Origin of the sequence: Sorangium sp. So ce1504, assembly GCF_051521635.1 — a bacterium.
In the GTDB taxonomy this organism is placed as follows: Bacteria; Myxococcota_A; Polyangia; order Polyangiales; family Polyangiaceae; genus Sorangium; species Sorangium cellulosum_B.
This window is the reverse complement of sequence record NZ_CP150365.1, coordinates 3,655,215-3,670,603: the sequence shown is the minus strand read 5'-3', so window position 1 is coordinate 3,670,603 and position 15,389 is coordinate 3,655,215. Positions and strand designations below refer to the sequence as shown.

Annotated in this window: 15 protein-coding genes; 6 read left to right on the top strand and 9 right to left on the bottom strand. The window is 73.6% G+C overall.

The features are described from left to right. Nucleotides 1–63: 63 nt before the first annotated feature. Together WMF39_RS14020 and WMF39_RS14015 are read right to left on the bottom strand one after the other, a co-directional pair. Complete coding sequence (locus WMF39_RS14020; RefSeq protein WP_437746011.1) at nucleotides 64–1,653, bottom strand: collagen-like protein; 1,590 nt, start codon at nucleotides 1,651–1,653, stop codon at nucleotides 64–66. A gap of 40 nt (nucleotides 1,654–1,693) precedes the next feature. Next, complete coding sequence (locus tag WMF39_RS14015; protein ID WP_437746010.1) at nucleotides 1,694–2,104, bottom strand: hypothetical protein; 411 nt, start codon at nucleotides 2,102–2,104, stop codon at nucleotides 1,694–1,696. 189 nt (nucleotides 2,105–2,293) lie between these two features. On the opposite strand from WMF39_RS14015, the gene smpB reads away from it, so the two are divergent. The 3 genes from smpB to WMF39_RS14000 all read left to right on the top strand — a co-directional run bounded on the left by smpB (nucleotide 2,294) and on the right by WMF39_RS14000 (nucleotide 4,776). After that, the gene (gene smpB / locus WMF39_RS14010) at nucleotides 2,294–2,818 is read left to right on the top strand and encodes an SsrA-binding protein SmpB (protein WP_437535436.1); all 525 of its coding nucleotides are present in this window, start codon (nucleotides 2,294–2,296) and stop codon (nucleotides 2,816–2,818) included. After that, on the top strand, nucleotides 2,815–3,117 hold the full coding sequence (locus tag WMF39_RS14005; RefSeq protein ID WP_437746009.1) for a hypothetical protein: 303 nt from the start codon (nucleotides 2,815–2,817) through the stop codon (nucleotides 3,115–3,117). Before smpB ends, WMF39_RS14005 begins: the two co-directional genes overlap by 4 nt. 204 nt (nucleotides 3,118–3,321) lie before the next feature. After that, nucleotides 3,322–4,776 carry a DUF362 domain-containing protein gene (locus tag WMF39_RS14000; RefSeq protein WP_437746008.1) on the top strand — a complete coding sequence of 485 codons (1,455 nt, stop codon included), beginning with the start codon at nucleotides 3,322–3,324 and terminating at the stop codon, nucleotides 4,774–4,776. On the opposite strand, the gene WMF39_RS13995 is transcribed toward WMF39_RS14000, so the two are convergent. The 7 genes from WMF39_RS13995 to WMF39_RS13965 all read right to left on the bottom strand — a co-directional run bounded on the left by WMF39_RS13995 (nucleotide 4,754) and on the right by WMF39_RS13965 (nucleotide 11,600). Continuing rightward, complete coding sequence (locus WMF39_RS13995; protein ID WP_437746007.1) at nucleotides 4,754–5,296, bottom strand: hypothetical protein; 543 nt, start codon at nucleotides 5,294–5,296, stop codon at nucleotides 4,754–4,756. The two genes, WMF39_RS14000 and WMF39_RS13995, sit on opposite strands and share 23 nt — an antisense overlap. Nucleotides 5,297–5,337: 41 nt before the next feature. Next, nucleotides 5,338–5,757, bottom strand: coding sequence for a hypothetical protein (locus tag WMF39_RS13990; protein ID WP_272103474.1), 420 nt, complete (start codon nucleotides 5,755–5,757; stop codon nucleotides 5,338–5,340). A gap of 125 nt (nucleotides 5,758–5,882) precedes the next feature. Further along, complete coding sequence (locus tag WMF39_RS13985; protein WP_437746006.1) at nucleotides 5,883–6,647, bottom strand: hypothetical protein; 765 nt, start codon at nucleotides 6,645–6,647, stop codon at nucleotides 5,883–5,885. Continuing rightward, on the bottom strand, nucleotides 6,637–7,926 hold the full coding sequence (locus WMF39_RS13980; RefSeq protein WP_437746005.1) for an ABC transporter ATP-binding protein: 1,290 nt from the start codon (nucleotides 7,924–7,926) through the stop codon (nucleotides 6,637–6,639). Before WMF39_RS13980 ends, WMF39_RS13985 begins: the two co-directional genes overlap by 11 nt. Continuing rightward, nucleotides 7,923–8,663: a hypothetical protein gene (locus WMF39_RS13975; protein ID WP_437746004.1), complete on the bottom strand. Its 741-nt coding sequence runs from the start codon at nucleotides 8,661–8,663 to the stop codon at nucleotides 7,923–7,925. The genes WMF39_RS13980 and WMF39_RS13975 overlap by 4 nt, the downstream gene beginning before the upstream one ends. 194 nt (nucleotides 8,664–8,857) lie before the next feature. Next, nucleotides 8,858–10,150, bottom strand: coding sequence for a formylglycine-generating enzyme family protein (locus WMF39_RS13970; protein ID WP_437746003.1), 1,293 nt, complete (start codon nucleotides 10,148–10,150; stop codon nucleotides 8,858–8,860). Nucleotides 10,151–10,154: 4 nt separating this feature from the next. Beyond that, the gene (locus tag WMF39_RS13965; protein WP_437747976.1) at nucleotides 10,155–11,600 is read right to left on the bottom strand and encodes a sigma-54-dependent transcriptional regulator; all 1,446 of its coding nucleotides are present in this window, start codon (nucleotides 11,598–11,600) and stop codon (nucleotides 10,155–10,157) included. A 378-nt stretch (nucleotides 11,601–11,978) separates the two neighbouring features. Here WMF39_RS13965 and WMF39_RS13960 point away from each other — a divergent pair, with 378 nt between their 5' ends. From WMF39_RS13960 to WMF39_RS13950, 3 genes are all read left to right on the top strand, one after another. Next, complete coding sequence (locus WMF39_RS13960) at nucleotides 11,979–12,758, top strand: tetratricopeptide repeat protein (RefSeq protein ID WP_437746002.1); 780 nt, start codon at nucleotides 11,979–11,981, stop codon at nucleotides 12,756–12,758. A 154-nt stretch (nucleotides 12,759–12,912) separates the two neighbouring features. After that, nucleotides 12,913–14,127, top strand: coding sequence for a hypothetical protein (locus WMF39_RS13955; RefSeq protein ID WP_437746001.1), 1,215 nt, complete (start codon nucleotides 12,913–12,915; stop codon nucleotides 14,125–14,127). Next, nucleotides 14,124–15,389: a hypothetical protein gene (locus tag WMF39_RS13950; protein WP_437746000.1), complete on the top strand. Its 1,266-nt coding sequence runs from the start codon at nucleotides 14,124–14,126 to the stop codon at nucleotides 15,387–15,389. Before WMF39_RS13955 ends, WMF39_RS13950 begins: the two co-directional genes overlap by 4 nt.

Genomic DNA, 15,389 nt, shown 5'->3' with positions numbered 1-15,389 from the left:
GCGCACGACGCTCGGGCGACCCGGCAAGCCGAGCGCTGCAGGCGCGCCCGGCAGGCGCGGCGGCTAGCCGTTGACGAGGAGGATCGAGAGGTAGCCGTAATCGTTGCTTGTCCAGTTCGGGCTCAAGGTCTGGCCGCACATTCCGATGTTGTAGGTGCCCGCGGTGAGATTGGTGATGACGGCGCTGAGCCCGAAGGGGACGCGGGTATCCGCGGGGACCCGGCCGCCGGCCATCCCGAGGCCGACCGCCTGGACCTCGTCGAGCACCGTGCCAGACGGCCCGGAACGAACCCGCTGGTAGCACATGTAGAGCTTGAGGCTGTCCGCAGGCGAGCCGTCCGTGCCCAGGTACCGATGCGCGGTCGCATAGATCGACTGGCTCGTCGACGAGACCGCCACCAACGCTGTCGGCCCGAAAAAGTCGACAGGCCTCCCGACCGGCAGCGCGGCGTGCGGCCCGACGCCCTGGACCGTCAACGTCAGCACGACCCCCTGGGGCCCGGTCGGACCAACGGGGCCGGTAAACCCGCGTGGCCCCTGCGGACCGGTAGGGCCCACTGGCCCCTGCGGACCGGTAGGGCCCACTGGTCCCATGGGACCGACCGGCCCCTCTGGCCCGAGCGGCCCCATCGGGCCCTCCGGACCGATCGCGCCGACCGGGCCTTCTGGTCCCCTCGGGCCCATCGGGCCCTCCGGACCGATCGCGCCCACCGGGCCTTCTGGCCCCCTCGGGCCCATCGGGCCCTCCGGACCGATCGCGCCCACCGGGCCTTCTGGTCCCCTCGGGCCCATCGGGCCCTCCGGTCCGGTCGCGCCCGTCGGGCCCTCTGGTCCCGTCGGGCCCATCGGACCGTCTGGTCCCATCGGGCCCTCCGGTCCGATTGCGCCCACCGGGCCTTCTGGCCCCATGGGCCCTGCCGCGCCTGCGGGCCCTGCCGGGCCCTCCGGCCCCCTAGGTCCAGCCACGCCTTCCGGCCCCGTGGGCCCGGTGGGGCCTGCGGCGCCCGTCGGCCCGATCGCTCCGATCGGCCCGGCCGGCCCTGTCGGACCAGCAGCGCCCGCAGGCCCAGTCGCACCGACCCTCCCCTCCGGCCCCGTCGCACCGGCCGGACCGATCGGTCCAGGCAGCCCCTGTGGGCCCTGAAGTCCCGTCGGCGAGCCGACCCACTCGCCGTTCTCGTCGATCACGAGGACGCCGTTCACGATGACCCCACGCTCGCCGAGCACCAGCGTGTTGCCGCTCGTGGTGTTCACCGTGACCGAGGTCGGCGTGATGTCGCCGTTCACATTGCCGGCGAGCAGCGCGTACGGGACGCTCGCGACCGTCGCGCGCGGCTCCAGCTCGACATCGTCGCCCACGGTGATGCCGAGGTACCGCTCGGCGCCGTCGAAGATCGCCTGCTCGAACGGGACGATCGAGCCGAGGCGCACCGAGAAGAAGCCGTCCTCGAACGTGATCGAATGGACCTCGCTCCACAGGGGCGTCGAAGCGTCGCGCTCGTCGTAAAGGGCGAACACGACATCGAGCGTCGCGCTGATGGGCACATCGCGCTCGTCGTAGAGCCGGCCTTGATGGGTGACGGTCGCCGGGACCGCCGCAGCCGCGGTCCCCGCGAGCACGACCGCGCCCGCCGCCAGGGCGGATGCCGTCATGCATCGCGCGATCATCGATGTCCTCATCGCCAGCTCCTCGTCATGGCAAGCTCCCGTCGGCTCCGATGAGCCCTCCTCGCATCCGCACCTTGGGTGAGGTCGACGTCCCCTGGTTCTGCGTCGGCTGCCCGAGCGTGAACACCATGCGGTAGCGCGAGCTCCTAGCGACCTCGCCAGCCGTCACCGTCTCGGTCGCCCCGACGCGCCTGGGAGTCGGCGCGCCCCCGCCGTGCCCATCGCCGCCCTGCCCGCCGCCGCCGCCGTGCGCATCGCCGCCGTGCCCGCCGCCGCCGTGCGCATCGCCGCCCTGCCCGCCACCGCCCCACCCCCCATCGCCGTCCACCGTGCCGGAGTCCGTGGCGACGCCGCAGCTGCAGCTGCACGCGGGGAGCAGCGCAGAGCTCACCACCATCGCCCCGAGCCAGGCCGAAAAGCGCAGTCCGCGATTCACTGAGTCCTCCAGGCCGACGGCAGGTCGTGCGAAAGGACCATTGGACGAGCGGCGGCGATCGGCGTCAAGCGAGGACGCCGCCACTGCAGCGGGGCGCGCCGCGCGAGCGGCGCGCAGCAGCAGCGCCGGCGCAGGCGCCGCCCTGTGAAGCGGTGTGGACAGGCGGCGGCGCGCGCGCTATGCGGCCGCGTGAGCCGCGCTGGCAAAGAGAAGGAGCGAGAGGGGGAGAAGCTCATCGTGCGCAACAAGCGCGCGACGTTCGACTACACCCTCGACGATCGGTTCGAGGCAGGGTTGGTGCTGCTCGGCAGCGAGGTGAAGATGCTCCGCGACGGCGCGGCCGAGCTCACCGACAGCTGGTGCGCCATCGAGAACGGAGAGGTGTTCCTGAAAGGGGTCAACATCCCCGTGATGTCCGGCGCGGCCTTCGGGCACGAGGCGAAGCGCCCGCGCAAGCTGCTGCTGCACGAGAGCGAGATCGAGACGATCCGCAAGAGCGTGGAGCGGGAGGGCATGACGGTGATCGCGACCCGCCTCTACTTCAAGAACGGCCGTGTGAAGGCCGAGATCGCCCTCGCGAAGGGGAAGAAGACCGTCGACAAGCGCGAGAGCCTGAAAGAGAAGGACGCTGCCCGCGAAGCCCGCGCGGCGATCGAGCGGGCCCGCGGCGGCGCCGCCCGCGGGCGGAGCGCCGGCCTGCGGAGGCCGGAATGACGTCGCACCTCACCTGGTCCAAGGGCGGCGAGGCAGAGCTCGTCGAGATCGACGGCGATCGCGTGCGGCTCCACTCGACTGCCTCCTCGGCGCCCGGAGCGCGCGTGGAGGGCTCGCTGCAAGCGACGGGGACGGCGATCCGGGTGAAGGTCGCCCGGTGCCGCCTGCGCACACCCACCGAGCCCAACGACGCGGCGCCCGGTGAGCGCACCTACGAGCTCGAAGGCCGGCTCATCGATGCGACGCGCGAGGTCCGCGCCGAGCTGGCGCGGCTCGTCGGCGGCGAACGCACGGGCTGAGCCACGACGATCCGTCCAGCAGCGAACGCCCAGGCTGTTCTGCAGCGGTAGCGCAGCGCGGCTCGTCCGGCCGGCTCGTCCGGCGGCGAGTGTTGCGATGCCTCAGCGCGACCCATACGCTGGCTTTCTATGAAAATTACGTCGCGCCCTCGTGTAATTCTGCGCCGCTGCTCGACGTATGACGTTGCGAAGATCCGCAGCATCGTGCGCAGCGGTCTCGAAGAGCTCTCGCTGCGCCCGCACGGCCGGACGCTCATCAAGCCCAACGTCGTCGCGTCGGGAACGCACTTTCCGCACGCGTACACGCGGCCCGAGTTCGTCGAGGGGGTGATCGGCGCGCTCAAGGATCGCGACGACGGGCGCGTGAGAGAGCTCGCCGTCGGGGAGCGGTGCGGCATCACGCTCCCGACCCGCATGACGTACGAGAGCGCCGGCTACTACCCGATGTTCCGCCGGACCGGGGTCAAGCACTACCACTTCGAGGAAGAGCAGCAGGTCGAGATCCCGCTCACGCACGAGGGCCGGCTGCGCGACTACGTGTTCACGCCGGAGCCCGTCGCGAAGGCCGACTTCTTCGTGAACTGCCCCAAGTTCAAGTCGCATCCCTGGACCACCGTGACCTTCTCGATGAAGAACTACATCGGGATCCAGGACGATCGGCACAGGCTCATCGATCACGATCACCGGCTGAACGAGAAGGTCGCCGATCTGCAGTACATCGTGCAGCCGCAGTTCATCGCGATCGACGCCATCACCGCGGGCGAGGGGCGGATGCTCACGCCCTCGCCGTTCGACCTGGGCCTCATCATCATGGGGAACAACCAGGTCGCGTTCGACTCGGTCTGCTGCCAGATCATCGGCGTCGATCCGAGGAGCGTCGAGCACATCCGCCTGGCGTCGGAGCGCGGCTTCGGCCCGATGGACCTCGGCGAGATCGAGATCACGGGGGACGTGACGCTCGACGAGGCGAAGCACAAGGCCAAGGGGTTCAAGGTGGGCCTCGTCCGCGTCGAGAAGTACTTCGAGGGCACGAACATCACGGCCTACGCGGGCTCGCCGCCCGAGCCCGAGCACACCGATTACTGCTGGGGCGGCTGTCCAGGGGCCATCGAGGAGGCGATCGAGATCCTGCGCGAGTACGACAAGGAGTGCGACGCGAAGATGCCGCGGATGCACGTCGTGTTCGGCGCCTACGAGGGCCCCATCGACGCGAAGCCGGGCGAGAAGGTGATCTTCATCGGCGACTGCGCGACGTACAAAGGGAAGATCGGCGATCAGCTGGTCAGCATCGAGAGCCTGTACCGGGAGCGGAGCGCGCGGGACCCCTACACCGCGAAGCACGACGACGTCCTCGCGAAGATGGTGAAGGTGACGACCAAGCTCGCGATGGCCCGGAACGAGACCGCCCTCCGGCTCGAGGGCTGCCCCGTGAGCGTGGCGGAGCAGGTGCTCACGCTGGTCACGCTCGGCAAGACGAAGAACCCCTACTTCGCCCCCGACCAGCTGCTCGACTTCAACAAGGCGTACGTCGCCTGGCGCGGGGCTTCACTCGCGAAGCGGCTCGCCGGCAAGCCCTACCAGGTCCACGGCGCCTGCTCGCGCGGCGACGCGGCGCCAGAGCTCCCGTCCGAGCCGCCTAGCCCGCCGGACGCAGAGTGAGATCGAAGAGGACATCGAGCTCGTCCCGCACCTTGAAGGCGCCGAGCGGCCCCTTGACCTCGCGCACGCCGAGCGCAGCCATCGACAGCTGACAGGTTCCCGTCACCCCGATCGCGCCGTCGCCGCGATCGCGCGAGGAGAGCCGCGCCACCAGCGAGGCGCTCCCCGAGGCGATCTGGACGCGCACCTCGGCGCGGTCACGCGTGGCCCCCGAGGCGCGCACCGCCACGATCTCGGTCCCCGCGAGCACCTCGCCGCGCAGGCGCCGCTCGATGTCGCCGCGATCTCCCGCGGAGAGCGCGTCGGGATCGACGCGATCGCCGCGCAGGACCCCCGCGACGGAGAGCTTGGCCACGGGGACCTCGAGCTCGGCGCTCCATGACTCGCCGTCGAGCCGCGCCCGACCGCGCAGCTCGGACGCCGTGATCTCGAGGTCGTGCGCCAGGCGCGCGAGCATCCCTACGGCTCGGGTGTGGATCGTCAGGCGGGATGCGTTCGGATCGAGGTGCAGCTCGCTCATTGGATGGAGCTCCTTTTCATCATCATTCAAGGGCGCGCCGGTCAGCGACGCTTGGAGCGGCGGGGACCGTCGGGCACGAGCACGTAACGGCTCGACGACGGCTCGGGCTGCCGGAGGAGCTCGGCTCGGAGCAGCGCCTCCGCGAGCCGCGCCTCGATGACCTCGTCCGTGACGCCTGGCTCGAGGGTCACCACCGCGGCCTGGATGTCGCGCGCCAGGGCGTCGAACTCCGCGCTGTCGAAGGCGTAGATGTCGTCGGGGAACAGGAGCGCGAGCGGCTTCCGCTCCACGGCCGTGTTCGTCAGCGCCGCCAGGTCGCTCTCGACGATGAGCATGACGCGAGCCCGCAGGCACATCCCCCTGCAGCGCGCCGCCAGCGCCTCGGACGAGCCGACGAGCAGGACCGATCGAGGCGCGTTGACCGCCTTGGTGGCCTCGTCGTCCCCGTGCTCCTGAGTCATTCCCTGAAGAGTACGTGAACGAGCGGATGAAGCCATCCCTCTTGCGCCGCTCACGCCATCGCGGTGGACGTCAAGCAGCCGGTCGGGGCAAGGCGAGCCGAGCCGCCGCGGCCCCGGCCCGCGCGCTACTCCCTGCAGCGAGCCGCCGCGACGAGCGCGAGGACAAGGGCACTCGACGCGAGCAGGGCGGCGCTCGCGGGCTGCCCGAGCCCGAGCGGCGGCGGACCGCCGAGGAGGTTGACGGCGTTGCCCCGGGGCAACAGTGCGCCGATCACCCCGGCCGAGCCACCGAGCAGGAGATCGGCCGCGAGCGGCACGAAGCGGCCGAGGCCGCGCCGGAGAAAGGTCGCACCGAGCGAGAACCAGCCAGCGTAGGCGGCTCCGGTGAGCGCGCCGATCCACCCACTGACGAGCATGTCTCGGACGAATGGCGCAGCGCCGGGACCATGGGCGGCGGCGACGACGACGACGGCGAGCAGCGCTCCCACGAGGGCGGAAGCGAGGGCCGTGGCCAGGGCGATGCCGAGCGCGACATGGTGGGACGAGGCGCCGAAGCGGGCCGCCGGCCAGGCCGCGTCGCGCAGCGTGGTGCGATCGGCGGCGTCGGCGGCGAGGGCGAAGATCGTGAGCGGCGTGGCGAGGCGGAACGTGGAGAGCAGCGCCCGGTCCACGGCCCCGGAAGGCCCGAACGCGATCTCGATGACCGCGGCCGCGACCGCGAGCGCGGCGCCGAGCCCCAACGCCAGCAGCGGACGCCGCGCGCGGAGGCGGCTCAGGGTCATCTCCATCCCGAGGCGGACGCCCGTCAGCGCGCGCCCGCCCCGCTCGACCCCCCCTTCCGCTGGAGGAAGCGGCCGCGCTGCGGCGCTCGATGCGCTCTCACCCACCATCGTGGCGTCCTGTCTCCGTGGCGCGCGGCGAACCGTCGGCCCCCGGCGGGTCGGCCCCGATCCGTCCGCCGGCAGCGGCATCGCCGTGCGCCGACAGCGGCTTACCAGCGGGCGCGGACGGACCGTCCGACGGCCGGCTGAGCGGCGCTGCCAGGCCGAGCGGCGTCGGTGCGTCGAACGCCGCCACCGCAAACGGCCCCTCGGGCGCGCCCGGCAGCGGGGCGGCGCCCTCGATCGCGGGTGCGCCGAAGGGCCGGCGCGAGCGAACGGCGGCCAGGTGCAGCGCGGTCGCCGCCCGCACGTCGTGCATCGACGGGGGCGGCGAGGAGATCGCGATGAGCGTGACGTCCTCCCTCGCGGCCGCATCCAGGATCGCGAGCGCGGCCGCCTCCCTGTCCGCGGCCCGGATCCGCAGCGTCGACGACGCCTCCGCCGGCCCCTGCTCCCACGCGCCCGCGCGCACGGCGGGAGCGCTCGCGAGCGCCGCGGCGAGCGCGCGAGCGCCGGGCGCGTCGGGCGCCCGCTCATGAACGAGCACGTGGATCTCGACCTCGGGCCGCCCCGCGCCCGGCGGGTCCGCGCCCGGGGCAGCGGCGAGGTAGTCGCCGGCGCCAGGCTCGGTTCGCGCGATGACGCCGCGATCGAGCACGTGGATGCGGTCGGCCAGGGCGCTCGCGTCGACGGTCGAGGACGTGACGAGCACGACGCAGGCGCCAGCTGCAGCGAGGGCGCGCAGGCGCTCTCGGAGCGGCTCCGAAGACGGCACGGCGACGTCGGCGAACGGCTCGACGAGGCAGAGCAGGAGCGGCCGCGGCACCCCGAGGGCGAGCGACAGCTCGACCGCCCGGGCCTCGGAGAAGCTCAGCGAGGCCGCGCGGCGGGCGAGGAGCGGCGCGACGCCGAGCGGCTCGAGGAGCGCCGCGGCGCCGCTCGCGGGCGCGCCGCGGGCCCGGAGCGCGACCGACATGCACGACGCCACCGACGCGCCGTCGGGCAGCTCCGGGGTGGCGGCGAGGACGCCGATCCGCGCCCGCGTCGCCGCGCTCCGGCGCGGGTCGCGCCCCGCCACGAGGACGCGGCCGGCGAGGGGGGCTGCGCGCCCTGCGAGCACCTCCGCGAGGGCGAGCGTCCCGTCCTCCGGGGCGCCGAGCACCGCATGCACGCCCGGACCGAGCGCCAAGGACAGGCCCGAGAGGCCCCCCCGAGGGCGCCCCTCTTCGCCGGCGCCGTCGCGCGCGCGCACGCCCTCGAGCACCACGACAGGAGCGTTCGGGCTCATCCTGCAGGGCCTCCCGCCGAGCGGGCCGCGAAGGAGAGGAACGCGCCGAGCGCTCCCGGGATCGACCACCTCGAGTCGCCGGCGAGATCGGCGAGCCCCCAGGGGACGAGGGTCAGCACCAGGAACAGGGCGCGCCCTCGCGCCCCGGCGACGCGGCCGCTCGCCGCGGCGAGGCCGCCGAGCGTCACACCGGAGACCACGCCGAACAGGGCGAGCGCGGCGCCGTACGCGAGGTGCTGGAGGCCGAGCAGCAGCGAGCCGGAGAGGAGCGCCGCGAGCACCGAGAGCGCGGCCAGCGGGAGCGCGACGACGCGCGCGACCTCGAGCATCGCGGCGAGGCTGCGCACGCCGTGGAGCGAGGCCCGCGAGATCCCCCGCGCGGCGGCGAGCGCCTCGATGCCGTCGCGGCGATCGGCCCCCGGGCGATCGTGCGCCGCGGCGAGGGCGATGGGGCCAGCGGCCGCCCACGCGAGCCCGTGCGCCGCGGACCCGAGCAGCGCCTCCAGCGAGGTCGTCCCGTCGTCCAGCCGGAGCACGAGCGCCACGACGCCGCACCCCAGCGAGATGAGCGCCGCCATGGCGAGGCCGAGCCGCCCGCCGCGAGCGCCGCGGAGCCGCGCGCAGCCGAGCGCGACGGCTGCGCGCAGCGAGCGCCGCGCGGCCGCGCGCCGCCGTACGGGATCGTCCGGACGCTTGCTCGGCGCGTCGCGCGGTTCGGGGTCGTGCGGGCGGGTCATCGGAGGGAGCGTGCGGACGGCGCGGCGGCGACGCGCGCTGCTAGCGCTGCCCTTCCAGGCGCCCGGGCGCAAGGCGAATGTGCCGCGGACCGGAGCGCGCCGCCGGAATGTGGTGCCGCCGCGCGCCAGCGCCACCCATCGCGACAGCGTCGCGACCGCGAGCCCCTGCGCGCTCCTCGCGACGCCGAGGGGCCTCAGTCGTACGAGAGCCCGCGGCGGCCCTTGTGCTTGCGCTTGCGCTCCTTGTCGGCGACGCCGATCTTGCCCCACTCGTAGGTGATTCGACGGCGGAAGGCGCCCAGCGCATCGCCGCCGTACAGGAAGAGCTCGCGCGGCGAGTCCGTCTCGCCGATCGTGGGCTCCCAGAGATCCGACGGGACGAACGCGAGCAGCGCCGGCGCGCTCATGCGCATCCGGCCGATGAGGAGCCCGCACGTCGTCCCGTCGCCCGGGCGCGCCCGCTTCGCGCGCTTGCCGCGGCCGCGCGGCGCCCCGTTCACCCCGGCCGGCCGCGCGCAGCCGCCGCCGAGCACGAGCTCCTCGTTGCCCCGGGGGTGCCAGGTCCACATGCGCTCCACGCTGAACGCCCCCTCGGCCGACCCGGCCCGGGACGCGTTGCGCACCTCCTCCGGCGCGAGCGCCGCGAGCTGCGCCGCCGCGCGCGCGTCGACGAGCGGCTCCAGCCGGAGCGGGCGATCGCGCGTCACCTCGAGCACCACCTCGAAGCTGTTCACCTCGCCGGCACAGCAGCGGACGCCGACCTCGGGGCGGCGCGTGTCCGGCTTGGCGCCGCGCCCGTGGGCGCATCGCCCCACGAGCTCGCCCGTCGGCCCGTTGCCTCCGCGCAGCGTGACGAGCCCCGACTTGCCGCTGTCCCGCTGCCACTGGCTCGAGGTCCATGTCCATACGCCGCCGTGGAGATCGTGCACCCCGAACGCGCTCACGCACCCGGCGTTCACCCCGTTGGGCGTCAGGACCCGGCTCTGCCCGGTCGCGCAGACCGGCGCCTTGTACGTGTCGCCGTACTCGTACGTGGTGTTGTCCGGCCCCTTGCAGGCCCGCTCGATCTCGAGCTCCGTGCAGAGGCGCTTGCCCTGCGCCTCGCACAGCGCGCGCGCCTCGTCCTGCGCGATGTTCGTGGTCGGGATCGCGCCGACCTCGTTGGGGTACGAGAAGATGTCGATGTAGAAGCCGTGCATCACGACCTGCGCGCCCGCCATCTCCTCGTCGGCGATGCGCGGCAGCCGGTCCGGCGGCGTGCCCGCGATGAGCACGCCCTTCGGGATCCACGCCATGCCGGGGCGCGGCTCCGGCTCGGTCTGGCTCACGTCCCAGGGCGGGGCGGCGTCGAGATCGGCGTCCGTGCCCGGCGAGGCGCCGCCGCGATCGCAGCCGGGAGCGGCCGCGAGGAGGCCTGCGAGCGAGGCGGCGGCGGCGAGGGCCTTCCCCCCCGGCGCGCGGACGGAGCGCTGCTCGCCGAGGCCCACAGGCTCACTCGGCGTCGCGCTCGCGGAGGTTCAGCTCCTTCATCTTGAGCTGGAGCCCCTTGCGCGAGATCTTGAGGAGCCGCGCGGCGTGGGTGACGTTGCCGTGCGTCTGCTTGAGGGCGCGCTCGATGAGGTCGCGCTCGAGCTTGCTCATCGCCGCCTTCACCTGCTCTTTGAGGCCGTCGGGCGTCGACGGCGCGGCGGAGGTGTCCGCGGCGGCGGCCGCGAGCGGCAGCGACGCGCCGGGCGCCGACGTGGCGCCGCCGCGGATCTCCTCCGGCAGGTCGTCGAGGCGGATGCGCGCGCCGTCGGCGAAGAGCAGCGCCCGCTCGACGACGTTCTCGAGCTCGCGGATGTTCCCCGGCCAGGCGTGCGAGGCCAGGCGCTCGAGCGCCTCGGGCTCGATGCTCTCGATGCTCTTCTTGAGGCGCGCGTTGAACTTCGCGACGAAGTGGGTGCAGAGGTGGGGGATGTCGCTCCTCCGGTCGCGCAGCGCGGGGAGCGCGATCGGGACGACGTTGAGCCGATAGAAGAGGTCTTCCCGGAACGTGCCCGCCGCGATCTCCCGCTTGAGGTCGCGGTTGGTGGCGGCGACGAGCCGGACGTCGACGTGGATGGTCTTGATGCCCCCGACCCGCTCGAACTCGCTCTCCTGCAGGACGCGCAGGAGCTTCACCTGCATCTCGTTCGGGATCTCGCCGATCTCGTCGAGGAAGAGCGTCCCGCCGGAGGCGAGCTCGAAGCGCCCCGGCTTGGAGGCGACCGCGCCGGTGAAGGCCCCGCGCTCGTAGCCGAAGAGCTCCGACTCCATGAGGTCCTTCGGGATGGCCGCGCAGTTGACCTTGATGAACGGCCGGTCGCGACGGCCGGAGTTCTCGTGCAGCGCCCGCGCGACGAGCTCCTTCCCGGTGCCGCTCTCGCCGCTGATGAGCACCGTGGTCGGCGTGTCAGCGACCCGCTCGAGGATCGCGTAGAGCTCCTGGATGGGCGGGCTCTCGCCGATGATGCCGAACCGGTCGGAGCCCCCCCGGGGCTGCGCCGCCGAGACGTCCCGCGTCGCGTCCGCGCTCGCGAGATCGCGGGTGCGGAGGGCCTTCTTCACGACGACGCGCACCTCGTTCTGATCGAACGGCTTCGTGATGTAGTCGAACGCGCCCGTCTTGAGCGCCTCGACGGCGTTGTCGACGGTCCCGTGCGCCGTGAGCAGCACCACAGGCCGCGATGGGTCGTCGCGGAGCGCGGCGCGGAGCAGGTCCATGCCGTCGACCTTGGGCATCCGGAGATCGGTGATGACCAGATCGATGTGGTGCTCCTTCAGGAACGCGAGCCCCTCCTCGCCGTCTTCCGCGGTGTGGACCTCGTAGCCATCCCGGCCGAGCTGGGCGCTGAGGACCCGCCGGAGGTTCGCCTCGTCATCCACGACGAGGATCTGCTTCTTTTCGGGGAGCATCACCGGGCGAGACTAGCAGAACCGGAAACCAAGCAAGCGCCGGGACCGTCTCTCGACGCTCCGGTCGGCCGGTCGGCCACCCACGCGCCGCGCGGGCGGCGTTCCCGTCCCGCTCCCGCGGCCGCCCTCCCATGCCGTCCCCCGGCCGTCGCTTCGCTCGGCGCTCCCGTCCCGTTCCCCTGGCCGCCGCTTCGCTCGGCGCTCGCCACGCCGGTCGGCAGGCCGAACGCATTGCCTCGAGGTCCGCAACTATTCCTTTTTCTCGCTGCCGGCGAAGCGGATCAGTATGCTGCGGCCACTTCTCGGAGGGCGGCTCGGATGCGTGTGCTTCGGACTTGGCTGGTCGGTCTCGGCGCGGGGATATTCCTCGCCGCGGGGTTGGCCTTAGCAGGAGATCCGGCCATCGAGTACCCCGAGTGCTACCGCACGGCGACCCCCGCCGACCTGGAAGGCGCCAAGGGGGCGCACAAGGCCGCCACCCAGTTCTACGAGCGCGCTGACTACGATCGCGCCATCCAGTACTGGAAGGACGCTTACCAGCTCGACTGCTCGGCGCACGGCGTGCTGATCAACATCGCCAACGCCTACGAGAAGAAGGGCGAGCGGGCCGAGGCGGTCACGGCGCTGGAGACCTACCTGGCCCGCACGCCGGACGCGAGCGACGCGCAGACGATCCAGGACAAGATCCAGAACCTCAAGAACGCCCTCCGGCCGGCGCCGAGCGCCAGCGCGAGCGCGTCCGCGTCGGCGCCGGCGGTGCTCCCGACGGCCCCCACCGCCTCGGCGATCCCGGACCGCCCCAAGGAGGAGCCTCCGCCGCAGCCTCCTTACGGCTATTCGCCGTGGGTCGCGACGGGCGCCGGGGTCGTCACGCTGCTGGTCGGCGGGATCCTGACCTCGAGCGGCTTCGCGGACATCGGCGCCGCCGAGGACCGTTGCCCGTCGCGCAAGGGCTGCGCGGAGGAGGTGGCCGAGAAGGGCAATCAGGGGCGCACGCACGCGACGGTCGGCGGCGTGCTGCTCGGGTTGGGCGCCGCCGGCGTCGCCGGTGGCCTCATCTGGGAGCTCGGGTTCAATCAGCCCTCGCCCAGCAGGATCCAGCTGACGCCGGTCGCTGGACCCGGCGCGGCCGGGCTCGGCATGACCGGCCGCTTCTGAGGGCCGGCTTCCTGGCGGCCCGCTGCCTTTCGCCGGGCGTGACGGCGACGGGGTCGGGCGCCCCGACGGCGCGGAACGGCGGGGAGGCAGAGGCTGGCAAGAGAGCGCCGCCACGCGAGCGGGCGCTCACCGGCGCATCGTCTACTCTCCTGTCGTGCGTCTCAGCTCCTACGCCCGCTCGCCCCTGACACGGCGCCGTCTGCACAGGATCGCGCTCCCCTGCGCGTTGCTCGCCGCGCTGACGGGCACGATGACGGCGGTGCTCGCCGATGGCGACGCCCCTGCGCCCGCGATCTCGCGGGTCGGCCGTCTCCTCGTGCCCACGGCCGTCGCGGCGCCCGCCGATCCCTCCGCGCCACCCAGCGTCGCGATCCTCGCGACGCCTCCGGGGGCGGCCCGGACCACGCTCCACATCGCGCCGATCGGCGGAGCCAAGGCCGGTCCCGCGCTCGCCACGCTCCGGCACCTGAGCGACGCCGTGGTCCGCGCCCGCGTCGTCCCGCGAACGCGGCTCGTGGTCGCGACCGCCGAGACGAGCCCGTCCAGCGACCGCTCGTTCAACGCGAGCCTCTTCCGGATCCAGCCGGGCGCAGAGCCCGTCGCGCTCTGCGACGGCGTGGTCCACGCGAGCCGCCCGCTCGTCACCGCCGAGGGGCGCGTCTTCGTCTCACGCGGCGTCGCCGGCCCGGAGCCGCAGCCCGACAACGACCCCGCGCAGCTCCGGGTCGACGCGCTCACCATCGACGAGGTCGACCTCGCCACCGGCGCGATCCGCACCGTGCACCGACACACCGGCCACCTCGCCTTCCTCGCCGGCGCGTGGAACGGCGAGCTCGTCCTCTACCGCGTCTCCCCGGCGTCGGCCGACATCGTCCTCGTGGACCCCGACTCCGGCGCGACGCGGGCGATCGCCCCGTCGATCCCGCCGTTCGCGCGCGATTTCTCGATCGACGCCGCGGCGGGCGCGCTCGTGTTCCAGGAGCGGCACGAGACCGACCCTGGCATGTGGGTCATCGATCGGATCGATCTCGCCCGGGGCAAGCGCACCCGGCTCGAGGCGAGCGCGAGCCACGGCCTCGCCCCGTACGCCTGGCCGGGCGGCGGGCTCGCGTACACGCCCGAGCGCGCCACCGGCTTGTTCGTCGTCGGCGCGCGCGCCACGGTCCGCAGCCCGCTCGGCCCCGGCATCGACGCCATCCAGGCCGTCTCGCAGGACGCGGCGTGGGTGGCGGCGCTGCACACGAACCCGTCCGCGTTCGCCGTCCCCTTCGCGATCCGGGTGGAGAGCGGCGAGGTCGCCGCGATCCCTGCGCCACCCGGAGCGCGCATCGCGGTCGCCGGCTTCACCGCCGCGAAGGAGGAGCCGTGACGGGCCGCCTTCTCCTGATCCCGGCGGCGCTCTCCGCGGCCGCGCTGGTCGCGCCGGCCGCGCGCGCCGCGTACTGCCCCTGCTTCACCGCGTCGAGCGCGTACAACGATCGCGGCTGCGCGATCGAGGCCGTGCCCGGGATCAACCCCTCCGTCGCGGAGTGGAACGCCATCTTCGACCGCGTCTCGCGAGGCCCCGAGGCCTGGGGCGAGGCCGGCCCGCCGGCCTTCAACCTCGGTCAGGGCTGCGACCTGCCCGAGGCGCGGCGCGACGTTCCCGCCACGTTCCCCTGCGAGCTGCTCAAGGCGATCGCCATGCAGGAGTCGGGGTGGCAGCAGTTCTGCGCGCCGGACCGGCCCATGGACCAGGCGGGGGAGAGCTCGCGGACGATCATCTCCTTCGATTGCGGCTACGGCGCCTCGCAGATCACGAGCGGCATGCGGAGCGGCGACAGCCCGGATTTCGATCCGCGCCGCGTGGCCGCGGAGCCGACCTACAACGCGGCCACCGGCACCCAGATCCTGGCCTCGAAGTGGAGGGCCACGCGCTGCGTCGGCGACCGGCAACCCGCGTTCATCGAGCACTGGTACAGCGCCGTGTGGGCCTACAACGGGCTCGCGTACGTCAACAACCCGAACAACCCCAACTACGACGCGGGCCGCGGCGTCTACGATCCGGCTATCGGCGGCGCCGTTCCGTACCAGGAGCGGGTGTTCGGCTGGATGGAGCACACCGCGGGGCGCTGGGAGAGGACCGAGGTCGCCTACCCTGACCTGGGCGAGATCGGCGGCACAGGCGCGCCGCCCGCGCTCTCCGATCCCCGCTGCGCGTCGCCGACGGACTGCACGCGCAAACGTCCCCTCCATCTCACGCGCTGCGCGGACGACGGTGGCGAGACGGGCGGCGGCGGCGCAGGCGGGAGCGGCGGCGCAGGCGGCGCAGGCGGGAGCGGCGGTGAAGGCGGGAGCGGCGGTGAAGGCGGCGGCACGGGCGGCAGCGGCGGCACAGGCGGGAGCGGCGGCGACGCCGGTGACGCCGGCGGCGCGCCCATCACGACCGCAGGCCACGGAGGCGCTGGAGCCCCGCTGGGCAACGACGACGACCACGACGACGAGACGACGGTCGGCATCTACGGCCGATGCTCCTGCGACGCGCCCGGGAACGGCGCGGCCGCGGGTGCGGCGTCCTGGCTCTCGCTCGGCGCCGGGGCGCTCGCGATCGCATGGCGCCGGAGGCTTCCGAGGCGACGCCGCGCCGACTAA

Coding starts and splice junctions, on each gene's coding strand:
- WMF39_RS13980 (WP_437746005.1), bottom strand. CDS start 7,926: ATGAGCCCGAACGCTCCTGTCGTGGTGCTCGAGGGCGTGCGCGCGCGC.
- WMF39_RS14005 (WP_437746009.1), top strand. CDS start 2,815: ATGACGTCGCACCTCACCTGGTCCAAGGGCGGCGAGGCAGAGCTCGTC.
- WMF39_RS13985 (WP_437746006.1), bottom strand. CDS start 6,647: ATGGTGGGTGAGAGCGCATCGAGCGCCGCAGCGCGGCCGCTTCCTCCA.
- WMF39_RS13965 (WP_437747976.1), bottom strand. CDS start 11,600: ATGCTCCCCGAAAAGAAGCAGATCCTCGTCGTGGATGACGAGGCGAAC.
- WMF39_RS13990 (WP_272103474.1), bottom strand. CDS start 5,757: ATGACTCAGGAGCACGGGGACGACGAGGCCACCAAGGCGGTCAACGCG.
- WMF39_RS13975 (WP_437746004.1), bottom strand. CDS start 8,663: ATGACCCGCCCGCACGACCCCGAACCGCGCGACGCGCCGAGCAAGCGT.
- WMF39_RS13995 (WP_437746007.1), bottom strand. CDS start 5,296: ATGAGCGAGCTGCACCTCGATCCGAACGCATCCCGCCTGACGATCCAC.
- WMF39_RS14020 (WP_437746011.1), bottom strand. CDS start 1,653: ATGACGGCATCCGCCCTGGCGGCGGGCGCGGTCGTGCTCGCGGGGACC.